Source organism: Amycolatopsis sp. NPDC049688 (assembly GCF_040674975.1).
GTDB lineage: Bacteria > Actinomycetota > Actinomycetes > Mycobacteriales > Pseudonocardiaceae > Amycolatopsis.
The window spans coordinates 659,979-673,319 of record NZ_JBFANY010000004.1 but is presented as its reverse complement, the minus strand read 5'-3'; the positions used below and the strand labels follow the sequence as shown (position 1 = coordinate 673,319).

Genomic DNA, 13,341 nt, shown 5'->3' with positions numbered 1-13,341 from the left:
CCTTGCTAGCGGCCGAGCCGCGGGGCCGCGTGCTGCCACGCGGCGACGGCCAGGGTGTCGAGGTCGAGGCCGGTGGTCCCGGCGTCGCGGAGCAGGACCAGCACGTCGCCGGCGGCGACGGCGACCGTGCGCAGGCGCAGGCCGGGCACGTCGGCCGGCTGGCCGGGCAGGGTCAGGACCTGCTGGTAGGACAGCGTTTGGGCGCCGGGGACGGCGGGTGCGGCCGCGACGGTCGTGGTCGAGACCGCCGGCAGGTCCTGGTCGTCGACGGTGACCCGGCCGCAGCGGCGTGCCTGCGCGGTCCAGGCGGTGAGATCGGGCGGGTGCGGGGTGCGGGCGACCAGCTCGGACAGCCGGCCACCGGGCACCGTCGTCTGGAAGCCCTGTCCGGTGCCGGTGCGGAGGAGCCTTCCGTGGACGACGTCGGCGCACCCGTCGTCTCGGTCCGGCCGGTCCGAAGTGGACAGTGCGACGTCGAACACGTCGCGGGCTGCGGGCGGTCCGGGGATCGCCTCGGCGGGCAGCAGGGCGGCGGGCGGGACCGCGGGTGGTCCGGGCACCGGTGCCGGCGGCGCGCCGGTGGCCGGTTCGGCGGGGGAAATGGTGGCGACGGCGGCCGCGGCGATCAGGAGGGCGGCGGCGCGAACCGGGGTCGGGCGAATTCGGGCAGGCATGGAGAACCCTTCCGGGAGCATTCTCGGGGGAGGTGCGGTCCCGGCGCTGGAACCCTTCACCGGGACACGCGAGCCCGGCGGCACGGGGAAGGCTACTGGCAGGTAATCGGTTACCGGAAGCACCTCAAGACCGCGTAAACATCTTCGAGCACGGGGGGTGAACTGCAGAATCGCAGGTTGGCGACGAGTTCGGTGCGGCGATGTGGCACGGGCGTCCGAGATCGGCCACGCTCCGCGACCGGCGGCTCACCCTGGCGGGGGAGTTTGTTTTCCTGCGCTTCACATTGTCCGCCCGCATCGTGGACAGGACAATTGCGCTCTCAAACGTCGTCCGGCTAGCTTGACCGCACTTCTTCGGGAATTTCGTGAACGGGAAAGGAAACGCATGCGCCTGGTTGCGAGGTGGTGCGCGGTGCTGGTGGCCGTGGCGGGCACGTTGCCCGGTGTTCCCGCCGCGGCCGCGCCCGACGTGCGGGCCGACGACGGGTCGCACGTCGTCGCCCAGACCACTGTGGACGGTGACGGGCGGGTGCTCGACCTGACCGTGCGGTCGGCCGGCGTCGGGGCGTACGCGATGGTCCGGCTGATCCTGCCGCGCGGCTGGGCGGCCGAGCCGGAGCGGAGGTGGGCGGCGGTCTACCTGCTCGCCGGCGAGACCCGGCTGCAGGACTACCGGGGCTGGAGCGCGAACACCGACGTCCGGCGGCTCGCCGACGACGCCGGTGTCCTGGTCGTCATGCCCGGTTCGGGGCCGGCCGGCTTCTTCAGCGACTGGTGGAACTACGGCAAGGACGTTGCGCTCAACCAGTGGGAGACGTTCACCGCGGTGGAGCTGCCGCAGCTGATCGACCGCGGCTACCGCGGGAACGGGCGCCGGGCGGCGGCCGGCCTGTCCCTCGGTGGCTACGGCGCGATCGAGCTCGCCGCGCGGCGGCCGGGCGTGTTCCGCTACGCCGCTTCCTTCAGCGGCAACCTCAACCCGACGGGGCCGGCGGGCGAGCTGCTGACCGGCGCGATCGTCTCGTCGGCCCGCCTCGACCCCGAGGCGCTGTGGGGCGACCGGCGGCGCGAGGCCGCGCGCTGGGCGGCCCACGACCCGCTGGTGAACGCGGACCGCCTGCGCGGCACCGAGCTGTACCTCTCGGCGGGCAACGGATTGCCGGGCCCGTTCGACGCGAAGCTCCCGGTCGACGTGCTGCCGGGTGCGATGCTCCTGGAGTTCCTGTGCGGGGCGCAGACCACGGCGATGGCCGCGCGGCTGCGCGCCCTCGGCGTCCCGGCGACGGTGGATCTCTACGGGCCGGGGACCCACCAGTGGGCCTACTGGCAGGAGCAGCTGCACAAGACGTGGCCCCGGATGCTGCAGGTGCTGGCGTCGTGAAACCGTCCTACGTGGTCACGGGAGCGGCGGGCGGCATCGGCCGCGCCTGCGTGGCGGAGCTGGTCCGGCGGGGCGCGCACGTGTGGGCGAGTGTGCGCACGGATGCGGACGAAGCGGAACTCGGGCGCGCGTACGGCGACGCGGTCACGGTGCTGCGGATGGACCTGCGTGACGCGGAATCCATCGCGGAGTGCGGAGACCGGGTCGCGGCGGCGGGGCCGTTGCGGGGCTTGGTGAACAACGCGGGCCTGGCCCGGCCGGGGCCGCTGGAACACGTGCCGCTGACGGCGTTCCGGGAGCAGCTGGAGGTGAACGTGACGGGCCAGCTGGCGGTGACGCGCGCAATGCTCCCGGCCCTGCGGCGCGCGGAGCCGGCCCGCGTGGTGACGCTCGGCTCGATCGGCGGCCGCATCGCCGGGCCGATGGTGGGCCCGTACCACACGGCGAAGTTCGCCTTGGTGGGTTTGACGGACAGCCTGCGCGCGGAGCTGGCCCCCGAGGGCATCCAGGTGATCCTGGTCGAGCCGGGCGCGGTGACGACGGCGATCTGGCCTCGCGCCCGGGCGGCCGCGGAGGAGGTGAGGGCGGCGCTGTCCCCGGCGGCATTGGAGCGGTACGGAGCCCAGCTGGCAGCGGCGGAGCGAAGCGCGGCGAGATCGGAGCGGACGGGAGTACCGCCCCGCCGGGCGGCGGAGGTGGTGGTGCGGGCGTTGACGGCCCGCCGGCCGGCCCCGCGGTACCTGGTGGGCACGGACGCCCGGGTGGCGGCGGTGCTGGCGAACCTGCCGTTCCGGCTGCGGTACCGATTGACGGCGGCGAAGCGGTGAGCGGGGTCGCCCTGATGCGCCGCGGATCCCGCCCGACGGCAGGAAAACCATGAGCCGCCTCGTGGTCATCGTCGCGCCTGGCTCGCGAGGGGATGTTCAACCCTGTGTTGCCCTCGGCCGGGGCCTGGCCGCCGGCGGGGATCGCGTCCGGGTGCTGGCCGCGCCGGCCTTTCGCGAGCTCGTCGCATCGCACCACCTCGGCTTCGCGCCGCTCTCCGCCGATCCCGCCGCCGTGCTCGGCTCGGCTGCCGGCCGCGCGTGGACCCGCGGCAGCCGCCTCACCTTCCTCTCCCGCCTCCGCGACGTCCTGCGACCGCTCCTCGACCAGCTCCTCGCCGACGTCCACGCCGGTGCCGCCGGGGCCGATCTCGTGCTCGCCCCCTCGCTCGGCTTCCTCGGCGCGCACCTGGGCGCCCACCTCGGCGTCCCCCACACCGAACTCCACTACCAGCCGAGCGTCCCGACGCGGGCGTTCCCGCACCCGCTCCTCCCGCACGCCGCCCGGCTCGGGCCGTGGGGACGCCGGCTCAGCTTCGGCGCCGTCGACGCCCTCACCTGGCAGGTTCTCCGCCCCGAAGTCGACCGCTGGCGCGTCGAGACGCTCGGCTTGGCCAAAGCCGGCGCAAGGGGGCCACAACGGCGTTCGACCGTCCTCTGCGGCTTCTCCGAGGCCGTCGTGCCGCGGCCGCCCGACTGGCCGGACCGGGTGCACGTCACCGGCTACTGGTTCCTCGACACCGCCCGCCCGCGGCCGGACCCGCGGCTGCGCGACTTCCTCGCCGCCGGGCCGCCGCCGGTGTACGTCGGCTTCGGCAGCATGCAGCCCGCCGACACCGAACGGACCTTCGACGTCGTCCGGACCGCGTTGCGCCGCGCGGGGCTGCGGGGCGTCCTCGGTGCCGGGCTCGACGACGACGACCTGCTGGTCGCCGGGGACGTCCCGCACGACTGGCTGTTCCCGCGCACGGCCGCGGTCGTCCACCACGGCGGCGCCGGGACCACCGCGGCCGGGCTGCGGGCCGGCGTCCCCACTCTCGTCTGCCCGGTCTTCGCCGACCAGCCCTACTGGGGCGAGCGGGTGTCGCGGCTGAGCGCCGGCCCGAAACCCGTGCCGCTCAAGGCCCTCGACGCCGACGTGCTGACCGCCCGGCTGCGGGAGCTGACCGGAAACCCGCTGTTCCGGCGCGGCGCGCAATACGCCGGGGCGCGCGTGCGGGCCGAGGACGGCGTGGCCCGCGCGTGCTCGATCCTGCGTTAGGCGAAAATCGTCAACGCCACGCCCGTCCCGATGATCACCACGCAGGCGGCGATCGTCGTCCGGCGGTAGTACAGGATCAGCGCCGCGAACTCGCGCAGCAGCGCGCTCGGCAGGAAGTACCGGGCCGTCGGCGCGCCCGTCGCCTGGAACGGCAGGCCCAGCCGGCGGCACTCCACCGCCGTCCGGAAGACGTGGTAATTGCTGGTCACCGCCACCACCCGGCGGGCGCCGGCGGGGAGCAGCGCGGCCGAGAACTCGAGGTTTTCCCCGGTCGTCGCGGCCCGGTCCTCGCGCCGGATCCGGTCCTCCGGCATGCCGCGGTCCCGCAGGTAGGCGTGCATCGCTTCGGCTTCGGTGACCGTCTCGCCGGGACCCCGCCCGCCGGACACGACCAGCAGCGGCGGCGTCGCCTCCCGCTCGGCGAGCCGGATCGCCCGCTCGAGGCGCCCGGCGAGCAGCGGCGGCACGCGCTCGCCGGCCAGGCCGCAGCCGAGCACGATGATCGCGTCGAACCCGCTGCGGCGGCCCAGCCGGCCGTACACCACGGAGTAGATCAGCAGCGAAAGGAACAGGAACCCGAAGTAGCAGGCCAGCACGGCCGCGATGGCCACCAGCGCCGAACCCCACCGGCCCAGCGGGACGAAGAACAACGCCTCCAGCGCGACGAGCCCGGCACCGAGCCCGAGCGACAGCAGGTTCCCGGCACTGCGTCCTTCCCGCCGCCACATCGTCACGCCGTTGGCGACCAGCGCGGCCGGCAGCATCAGTGCGACGAGCACCACCACGATCGCGAGCAGGCCGAGCAGCACCGGGGTCAGCCACTCCAGGTGCAGCGCCGCCCGCAGCAGCCACAGCGCGCTCAGCAGCAGCGCGACGCCGAGCCAGACGGCGTTGCCCAGCCGCCGCGGTTCGCGCGCCAGCCGCACGGCGAACACGACGAGGGCCACCCCGGCGGCGACCGGCAGCACCCCACCGGCGACATTCACCGGTCCAACCTAGCGGGACGGGATCTGGCAGGGTGAGGGGCGTGACCGATCGGCGCCCGGCGTTCGTCCTGCACGAGCACTTCCGCCCGCGGCACCACTTCGACCTGCGCCTGGAGGAGGACGGCGTGCTGCGGTCCTGGGCGGTCCCGCGCGGCCTCCCGCCGGACCCCGGCACGAACCGGCTCGCGGTCGCGGTGCCCGACCACGCCCTCGATCACCTCGCCTACGAGGACGCGACGAAGAAGATCGCCGACACGGGCTGGTGGGAGGAACACGACCGGACGGCGAAGCGGATCCTGTTCACCCTGCACGGCCGGACGGGCGCGGTGCGGTACGCGCTGATCCGCACGGCGAGCGACTGGCTGCTGCACCGCACCCGCGACCAACCGGGCGAAGCGGCGTAGCCAAGGCCTCGGTCAGGCGGGCGACACCCGGGCACGAGGCCGGAACCGGACTCCCATCGGCATCGCCCGGTGCGCCCAGTACCCCAGCACTCCCAGCAACGCGATCTCCAGCACCATCATCAGCCGCTCCACCAGGCCGGTCGCCACCGTCGGCAGGTGGCCGCCCAGGACGACGTTCACCGCGAACGGGACGATGAACGGCAGGTAGAACGGGATCGCCGCCAGCGCCAGCCGCCGGGACCACGTCGCGAACCGGCGCCAGCGCGGGTCGTCGCGGTGGCGGCGGCCCAGTGCCCAGCCCACCACCGGCAGGCTCAGGCACGTCACCGCCGACGCGTAGAGGTGGATCTTGCCCGTTGCGGTGATCGCGCCGCCCTGCGGGTCCTTCGCGAACACCGCCACCGCGAGCAAGCTGACGCACCACAGCACTTTCGCCGCCACCAGCGCCGGGTTCGCCAGCAGGCCGCGGCGGCAGAGCGCCACCAGCAGCAGGGCCGAGCCCGTGCTGGTGAGCAGCAGCGCGCCGTCCCACAACCCCCGGCCGGGGCTCAGTGCGTAGTCGCTGAGCATCGTGCTCACCGGGTCGAGCGGGGCCAGGCGCCGGTCGACGTGCAGCACGGTGAGCAACACGACGGCGCCGGCGAAGGCGGCGAGGGCTCCCGGGACGAGCAGGCGGGCGCGCAGGCGGGGACGGACGGGTGCGGGACACAGCATGTGGGGAAACACTCCGGGACGGTTCGGCTGGTTCAGGCGCAGCCGCGCACGCTACCCGTGACCTTTCCGTGACCATTGCCGACGGGCCCGCGCTGTGACGCAGGACACTCAGTGGTCGCCGTCCTGCGGGATCTCGGCCGAGTCGGTGAGCCGCAGCTTGCGCCGCGCCCGCTGGTAGAACGTCGTCATGCCGAGCCGGACCACCCGGGCCGCGCTCGGCCGGCCCCGCAGATCGAGCCGCTCGCCGGGGGAGACGTACCCCTCGACCTGGCCGTCGACCTCCACCGCCAGCCTGCCGCTGGTCGGCAGCAGCTCCAGGGTGACCTCGTCGTGCACCGAGAGCACCACACCCCGGCTGTACGCCGAATGCGGTGCCGCCGGCGTCACCAGCAGCGCCTCCACCGCCGGGCTGGTGATCGGGCCGCCCGCCGAGAAGCTGTACGCCGTCGAGCCGGTCGGGGTCGCCACCACCACCGCGTCGGCCGAGTAGCTCACGAACGGCTGGCCGCCGACGCGGACGGCGACCACCGCGCTGCCGTCGCCGGGCACGCGCACCACCGCGATGTCGTTGAACGCCGTGATCTTCCGCCCCTGCAGCACCGCGTCCACGGCCAGCCGCGGCTCCACCGTGAAATCGTGGTCGTCGATGGCCGACAGCGCGCCGGGCAGGTCGGGGACGTCGACCTCGGCCAGGAAGCCGAGCTTGCCGAGGTTCACCCCGAGCACCGGCGCGCGCTGGCCGTCGGCCAGCCGCATGGCCCGCAGCATCGTGCCGTCGCCGCCGAGGCTGACCACCAGGTCGGAGCGGCGCCCGAGCTCCTCGGGCGTCACCCCGACCGCGGCGCAGTTCAGCCGGACGATCTCGTCGGCGATGCCGAGCACCTCGATGCCCCGGTTCCCGGCCCAGCCGAGCACCGCTTCGACGGCGGCCGCCGAGTCGCGGCGGGGGTGCAGCACAAGACCCGCGGAGTGCATGTCAGCGGCTCCGGACGGGGGTGGTTCCGAGCGTCATGCGCTCAGTCTGCCCGCTCCCGCCCCGCGCCGCCGCGAGAACCGCAGCGCGCCGTCGTCGATCTTCCCGTGCCGCAGCTTGACCACGTCGTGCGCGTAGCTCATGCCCAGCTGCCACGGCGCCCGCGAACCCGCCTTCGGGAACTCGTCGACGGACCGCAGGACGTACCCGGCGTCGAAGTCCAGCAGCGGCCGCTCGGTGACCGCCGGGTCGTCGTTGACCGGGACGGCCTGGTCGTGGCCGGTGCGGTCCAGGTGGCGCAGCAGCCGGACGACGTACTCGGCGACGAGGTCGGCCTTGAGCGTCCACGACGCGTTCGTGTAGCCGATGGTGAAGGCGAAGTTCGGGACGCCGCTGAGCATCATGCCCTTGTAGGCCATGGTTTCCGGCAGCTTGACCGGGTCGCCGTCGACGACCAGGTCGATGCCGCCGAAGGCCAGCAGCCGCAGCCCGGTCGCGGTGACGACGACGTCCGCTTCGAGCTCGCCGCCCGATTCCAGCCGGATGCCGGTCTTCGTGAAGGAGGCGATCCGGTCGGTGACGACCGAGGCGTCGCCGCGCTTGATCGACCGGAACAGGTCGCCGTCCGGGACCAGGCACAGCCGCTGGTCCCAGGGCTGGTAGCGGGGCTTGAAGTGGGTGTCCACGGCGTACCCGGGAGGCAGCTGCTTCATCGCCGCCTTGCGGATCATCGCCTTCACCACGCCCGGGCGGCGCCGGCTGAGCTGGTAGATCAGCGTGCTCACGGCGACGTTCTTCCAGCGCGCGATCGGGTACGCCAGCCGCGGCCCGAGCAGCCCGCGCAGCCGGTTGGCCAGCGCGTCCTCCGAGGGCAGCGAAAGGATGTACGTGGGGGAGCGCTGCAGCATCGTCACGTGCGCGGCGCGGTCGGTCATCGCCGGGACGAGCGTCACCGCCGTCGCGCCGCTGCCGATGACGACGACCTTCTTGCCGGTGTAGTCGAGGTCCTCGGGCCAGTGCTGCGGGTGCACGACCGTCCCGCCGAAGTCCTCGAGCCCGGGGAACTCCGGGGTGTGCCCGGCCGCGTAGTCGTAGTAGCCGCTGCAGAGGTACAGGAACTTCGCGGTGATCTCGACCGGTTTCCCGTCGTGCACCGCCGTGATCGTCCACAATGCGTCCTCTGTGGACCATTCGGCGCGGGCGACCTGGTGCCCGAACCGGATGTGGCGGTCGATCCCCGCGTCGGCCGCGGTGTCGCGGACGTAGCGCAGGATCGACGGGCCGTCCGCGATGGCCTTCGCGTCGGTCCACGGCCGGAACCGGTAGCCGAGGGTCTGCATGTCCGAATCCGACCGGACGCCCGGGTAGCGGAACAGGTCCCAGGTGCCGCCGATCGCGTCGCGGGCTTCGAGGATCGTGAAGGTCTTGCGCGGGAACGCCGTCCGCAGGTGGTGGGCGGCGCCGACGCCGGACAGCCCGGCGCCGACGATCAGCACGTCGACGTGGTCGGTCATCGGACGGCCTCCGTCCGCCGGGCGCGCTGCAGGACACGCGTCAGTACGGCGTTGTAGTGGGTGGGGGTGATGCGGGCGAGCGCGTCGAACAGGTAGGCGTCTGGGCCGACCAGGATGCGGGCCTTCCCGCGGTCGACGCCGGTGTGGATGATCTGCGCCGCCTTGTCCGGCGAGGTCATCGTCATAGCCTCGAACTGCGCGGCCATCTGCTCGTGGGTGCGGCCCCGGCCCTCGGGGTCGCGGCGCACCCGGGCGTTGCGGGCGATGTTCGTCGTGATGCCGCCCGGGTGCACGGTGATCGCGCGGACATCGGAGCCGCGCAGCTCCTGCCGCAGCGACTCGGTGAACCCGCGGACGGCGAACTTCGCCGCGCAGTACGCGCTCTGGTACGGCACTCCGAGCAGGCCGTACACGCTGGAGGTGTTCACGATCGCGCCTTCGCCCTGCTCGACGAGGATCGGCAGGAACGCCCGCGTCCCGTGCACGACGCCGTGGAAGTTGATGTCGTGCAGCCACTCGTCGTCCTCGGGCACCGCGTCGAGGACCGAGGAGGTCACCGCGACGCCGGCGTTGTTGAACACCGCGGCCAGGGGCGCCGGGAGCCACTCTTTCACCTCCGCCGCGAAGCGAAGCTGGTCTTCGGCGTCGCGGACGTCGAGCACGCGGGTCAGCACCCGGCCGTGCAGGGCGGCGGCGGTCGCCTTGAGGCCGTCTTCGTCGACGTCGGCGAGGGCGACCGGCGAACCGAGCCGCGACAGCCGGGTGGCCAGCGCGCGGCCGATGCCGGACGCGGCGCCGGTGATCACCACCGGGCGCCCGGTGAGACTACGAGGCCGGGACATCGCTGCTCCTCGCGTGCTTGTCGATCAGGTCGAGAATCGTCGGCCAGGCGCCCTCGGGCAGGTCGTGGCCCATGCCGCGGATGGTTTCGAGCCGGGCGCCGCGGATCGCGCGGGCGGTCGCGCCGCCGCCGGTCGGGTGGACCATCCGGTCGCGGTCGCCGTGGATGACCAGCGTCGGCGCGGTGATCTTCCGCAGCAGCGGCGTCCGGTTGCCGGACTTCATGATCGCGGCGAGCTGGCGGCCGACACCGCCGGTCGTCGGGTCGCGGTCCCAGCCCGTGCCGGCCAGCTCGCGCACGAAAGCCTCGTCGAACGGGAAGCCGTGCGAGCCGATGTGGCGGAACATCCGGACCGCGCTTTCGACCGCCTCTTCGCGGGATTTCGGCGGCTTCGCGCCCATCATCCGCAACGTCGACAGGGCGGGCCGGCCGAGCAGCCGCGACCCGGTCGTCGACATGATCGACGTCAGCGTGCGGATCCGGCCGGGGTACAGCGCGGCGGTGGTCTGGGAGATCATGCCGCCCATGGAGACGCCCGCGATGTGGGCGGTCTCGAGGTCGAGGGCGTCGAACAGGCCGATCGTGTCGGCGGCCATGTCCTTCAGGTCGTACTGCTGCGCGGGGAACCGGCCCGCGAGCATGCCGGGCAGGCTCGGCGGCCGGAACCGCGGGTGCGTCGATCGCCCGGCGTCGCGGTTGTCGAACCGGATGACCTCGTACCCGCGCTCGGCCAGCTGCGTGCAGAAGGCGTCCGGCCAGCTGTGCAGCTGCTGGCCCAGCCCGGCGACGAGGACCAGCGGCTCGGCGCCGGTGTCCCCGATCCGTTCGCAGGCCAGGGAAATCCCGCGCCCGACGTCGACGATCTGCTCGGTCAAGAAACACCTCCGATGGTGGTCCGGCGGCGCACGACCGCGCGGCCGCCCTTGGCGGGGGCGTAGGCGACGCCCCGCGAGTGCCAGCGTTCGCCGGGCTCGGTCGTCGGTACCAGCGTGAAGTCCCGCAGCAGGGTCCGCAGCACGACGGTCATCTCCATGGTCGCGAAGGCGGCGCCGAGGCAGCGGCGGGTGCCGCCGCCGAACGGGATCCACTGGTAGAGGTCGGGGCGCACGCCGGCGAACCGGTGCGGGTCGAAGGTGGCCGCGTGCGGGAAGACGGCGTCGTCGTCGTGGATCAGCGCGATGCTGACCAGCACGGCGTACCCCTTCGGCAGCGTCCACCGGCCGAGCCGGAAGCCGTCCTGCTTGACCTGCCGGGCGGTGAGGTCGATGACCGGCCGGGTGCGCTGGACCTCGAGGATGGTGGCGTCGAGGAGCTTGCCGTCGCCTTCCCGCAGTTCTTCGAGAAGGGCGGGGTGGCGGCGAAGGCGTTCGACCGCCCAGGCCAGCGTCGTCGCGGTGGTTTCGTGGCCGGCGGTGAGCAGGGTGAGCAGCTGGTCGGAGATCTCTTCGCGGCTGAGCCCCGACCCGTCGTCGTAGCGGGTCTGCAGCATCATCGAAAGGACGTCGTCCTTTTCTTCGGCGCGGGCCTTGGCGATGAGCCGGTCGACGATCGCGTCGTACTCGCGGCGCATCCGTTCGAAGCGGCGCCACGGGTTGAAGCGGCCCTTCTTGGAGATCGGCGCGACGGCCAGCCGCGAGCCGAGGGTGACGAACGGCGGCAGCAGCTCGCGCAGCTCGGCGAACTCGGCCCCTTCGGCGCCGAAGACCGCGCGGAGGATGGCGTTGAGCGTGATCCGCATCATCGACGGCAGCGTGGCGAAGGGCTTGTCCTCCGGCCAGGTCGCGAGTTCGCGGACGGTTTCTTCTTCGACGATCTTCTCGTACGCGGCGAGGCGGCGGCCGTGGAACGGCGGGACCAGGAGTTTCCGCTGCCGTTTGTGCTCGTCGCCGGACAGCGCGAACATCGACCGCGGCCCGAGCACGCGTCCGAGGTTGACCTCGAGGTTGTCGACGAGCTCGGGGCCGGAGGTGAACAGCTGCTTGATCTCGGCGGGGCTGCTGATCACGACGGCCCGGCCGAAGATCGGCACGTTGACGGTGAAGGCGTCGCCGTAGCGGTCCCTCAGCCGCCGCATGCCGCGCAGCGGCTGGGTCAGGGCGTAGGCGCCCTGGACGGCCCGCGGCACCGTGGGCCCCGGCGGCAGCGTCGTGGGGCTTGTCATGGTCGTCATCGACCCTCCCGGAAAGGTGGTACGCGAGCGTACCGTCGGTACGGTACGCCGGTGTACCATCTCTTTTCAAGAGGAGGGGTATAGCGTGACTGCTGTGGACGTCGACACCCGCCCGCACCGGCAGCGCCTCCTGGACGGGCTGGCCGAGTCGATCACCGAGACGGGCTTCCGCGACACGACGGTGGCCGATGTCGTCCGCCGCGCCCGCACGTCCCGCCGCACGTTTTACGAGCACTTCTCCAGCCGGGAAGAGTGCCTGATCGCGCTCCTGGCGGAGGCGAACCGCTCGATGATCCGCCAGATCTCGGACGCGGTGGACCCCCGGGCGCCGTGGGCGGTCCAGGTCCGCCAGGCGATCGAAGCGTGGATCGCCTGCGCGGAGTCGGAACCGGCGATCACGCTGAGCTGGATCCGCGACGTCCCCGCGCTGGGCGCCCCGGCACGAGACCTGCAGCGCGACGCGATGGAGGGCTTCATCGCGATGACCCAGCGGCTGACGGACACCCCCGAGATGCGCGCGGCCGGCATCAGCCCGCCTTCGCGGCAGCTGTCGATCATGCTCCTGGGCGGCCTGCGCGAGCTGATCGCGACGACCGTCGAGGACGGCGGCCGGGCCGGCGACGTCACGGAGGTCGCGGTGCGCGCCTCGATCGCCCTGCTCGGCCCGGCCTGACTGCCGGTCAGAACGCCGGCGCGAGCACCTCGCGGCACCAGGTCCGGAAGTCCGTCGCCGTGATCGCCGCCTTCGCCCAGTCCGCGTCGTAGACGCCCTCGTCCTGGGCGGCGAACATCTCGACCGCGTCCGCAACCACCCGTTCGCTCGCCCCCTGGGACCGGCGCATTGCGGCGAAATCGGCCAGGGAGATGCGCTGGTACGCGATCGGACGGCCGAGTTCTTCGCTCATCACGGCCGCCATGCCGTCGGGGGTGAGCCGGTCGGGGCCGAACACGGGCACGTCCGCCTGGCCGGTCCAGGACAGGTCCGTCAGCAGGCCCGCGGCGGTGGCGGCGATGTCCCGCGTCGCGATCGTGGCCAGCGGCCGGTCGCCCGCGCACGTCAAGGAGAACGCGCCGCGCTCGCGGATCGAGGTGACCTGTCCGAGGAGGTTCTCCAGGTAGAACGGCGGGGACACCGCCCGGTAGGCCGCCCCCGACCGCTGGAGCTCGGCGTCCATGGCGAAGGCCGCCGACAGGACGCCCGCCGGCTTGGCCCAGCCGTGTCCGGCGCTGCTCACGGCGACGACGTGGCCGACGCCGTGACGGCGGACGGCTTCGCCACCAGCCCGGGCGAAGCTGACGTAGTGCTCTTCGGCGCTCGCTGCGGCGGGGTTCGGCGGTACGAGCCAGAACAGTGCCTCGGCCCCGGGCAGTGCCGCGTCGAGCACGGCCGGGTCGTCGTGCGTTCCCTCGGCCACCTCGACCTGCTCGCGGACGTCGTCATCGAGGCGGGCGGCGTCCCGGACGACGACCTTGACCTTGCTGCCCGCGGCGAGCAGCTGCCGGACGAGGGGGCGGCCGACCTGTCCGGTGGGGGTGGTCACCACGATCATGGGTGCTCCTAAGATGAAGGTGAATTCCGGTTCCGAATATAGCCCGGAA

14 protein-coding genes are annotated in these 13,341 nt (G+C 73.2%); 5 read left to right on the top strand and 9 right to left on the bottom strand.

Annotation, left to right across the window (positions count from 1 at the left end):
• Nucleotides 1-5 precede the first annotated feature (5 nt).
• Nucleotides 6-674, bottom strand: coding sequence for a hypothetical protein (locus AB0J55_RS18490; RefSeq protein WP_364249323.1), 669 nt, complete (start codon nt 672-674; stop codon nt 6-8).
• Nucleotides 675-1,059: 385 nt separating this feature from the next.
• Here AB0J55_RS18490 and AB0J55_RS18485 point away from each other — a divergent pair, with 385 nt between their 5' ends.
• From AB0J55_RS18485 to AB0J55_RS18475, 3 genes are read left to right on the top strand one after another with little or no spacing between them, the layout of a single operon-like run.
• The gene (locus tag AB0J55_RS18485; protein WP_364249321.1) at nt 1,060-2,055 is read left to right on the top strand and encodes an alpha/beta hydrolase family protein; all 996 of its coding nucleotides are present in this window, start codon (nt 1,060-1,062) and stop codon (nt 2,053-2,055) included.
• Nucleotides 2,052-2,882 carry an SDR family NAD(P)-dependent oxidoreductase gene (locus AB0J55_RS18480; RefSeq protein WP_364249319.1) on the top strand — a complete coding sequence of 277 codons (831 nt, stop codon included), beginning with the start codon at nt 2,052-2,054 and terminating at the stop codon, nt 2,880-2,882. The genes AB0J55_RS18485 and AB0J55_RS18480 overlap by 4 nt, the downstream gene beginning before the upstream one ends.
• Before the next feature lie 49 nt (nt 2,883-2,931).
• On the top strand, nt 2,932-4,140 hold the full coding sequence (locus AB0J55_RS18475) for a glycosyltransferase (protein WP_364249317.1): 1,209 nt from the start codon (nt 2,932-2,934) through the stop codon (nt 4,138-4,140).
• Here AB0J55_RS18475 and AB0J55_RS18470 read toward each other — a convergent pair.
• Entirely contained in the window at nt 4,137-5,126 is a 990-nt protein-coding gene (locus AB0J55_RS18470) for a YdcF family protein (RefSeq protein ID WP_364249315.1), read from the bottom strand. The two genes, AB0J55_RS18475 and AB0J55_RS18470, sit on opposite strands and share 4 nt — an antisense overlap.
• A gap of 41 nt (nt 5,127-5,167) precedes the next feature.
• On the opposite strand from AB0J55_RS18470, the gene AB0J55_RS18465 reads away from it, so the two are divergent.
• The gene (locus AB0J55_RS18465) at nt 5,168-5,530 is read left to right on the top strand and encodes a DNA polymerase ligase N-terminal domain-containing protein (RefSeq protein WP_364249313.1); all 363 of its coding nucleotides are present in this window, start codon (nt 5,168-5,170) and stop codon (nt 5,528-5,530) included.
• A gap of 12 nt (nt 5,531-5,542) precedes the next feature.
• On the opposite strand, the gene AB0J55_RS18460 is transcribed toward AB0J55_RS18465, so the two are convergent.
• From AB0J55_RS18460 to AB0J55_RS18435, 6 genes are all read right to left on the bottom strand, one after another.
• A complete protein-coding gene (locus AB0J55_RS18460) occupies nt 5,543-6,244 on the bottom strand; it encodes a DUF998 domain-containing protein (RefSeq protein ID WP_364249311.1) in 702 nt (233 codons plus the stop codon).
• A 108-nt stretch (nt 6,245-6,352) separates the two neighbouring features.
• Nucleotides 6,353-7,219: an NAD(+)/NADH kinase gene (locus AB0J55_RS18455; protein WP_364249309.1), complete on the bottom strand. Its 867-nt coding sequence runs from the start codon at nt 7,217-7,219 to the stop codon at nt 6,353-6,355.
• 33 nt (nt 7,220-7,252) lie between these two features.
• Nucleotides 7,253-8,731: an NAD(P)/FAD-dependent oxidoreductase gene (locus AB0J55_RS18450; protein WP_364249307.1), complete on the bottom strand. Its 1,479-nt coding sequence runs from the start codon at nt 8,729-8,731 to the stop codon at nt 7,253-7,255.
• Nucleotides 8,728-9,573 (bottom strand): SDR family NAD(P)-dependent oxidoreductase, encoded by an 846-nt coding sequence (locus tag AB0J55_RS18445; RefSeq protein ID WP_364249305.1) that lies wholly within the window; start codon nt 9,571-9,573, stop codon nt 8,728-8,730. Before AB0J55_RS18445 ends, AB0J55_RS18450 begins: the two co-directional genes overlap by 4 nt.
• Nucleotides 9,557-10,447, bottom strand: a complete 891-nt coding sequence (locus AB0J55_RS18440; RefSeq protein ID WP_364249303.1) for an alpha/beta hydrolase — start codon at nt 10,445-10,447, stop codon at nt 9,557-9,559. The genes AB0J55_RS18445 and AB0J55_RS18440 overlap by 17 nt, the downstream gene beginning before the upstream one ends.
• Nucleotides 10,444-11,742 (bottom strand): cytochrome P450, encoded by a 1,299-nt coding sequence (locus AB0J55_RS18435; protein WP_364249301.1) that lies wholly within the window; start codon nt 11,740-11,742, stop codon nt 10,444-10,446. Before AB0J55_RS18435 ends, AB0J55_RS18440 begins: the two co-directional genes overlap by 4 nt.
• 85 nt (nt 11,743-11,827) lie before the next feature.
• Here AB0J55_RS18435 and AB0J55_RS18430 point away from each other — a divergent pair, with 85 nt between their 5' ends.
• A complete protein-coding gene (locus tag AB0J55_RS18430) occupies nt 11,828-12,415 on the top strand; it encodes a helix-turn-helix domain-containing protein (RefSeq protein WP_364249300.1) in 588 nt (195 codons plus the stop codon).
• Between the two features lie 7 nt (nt 12,416-12,422).
• Here AB0J55_RS18430 and AB0J55_RS18425 read toward each other — a convergent pair whose 3' ends face one another.
• On the bottom strand, nt 12,423-13,292 hold the full coding sequence (locus tag AB0J55_RS18425; RefSeq protein ID WP_364249299.1) for an NAD(P)H-binding protein: 870 nt from the start codon (nt 13,290-13,292) through the stop codon (nt 12,423-12,425).
• Nucleotides 13,293-13,341: the final 49 nt, after the last annotated feature.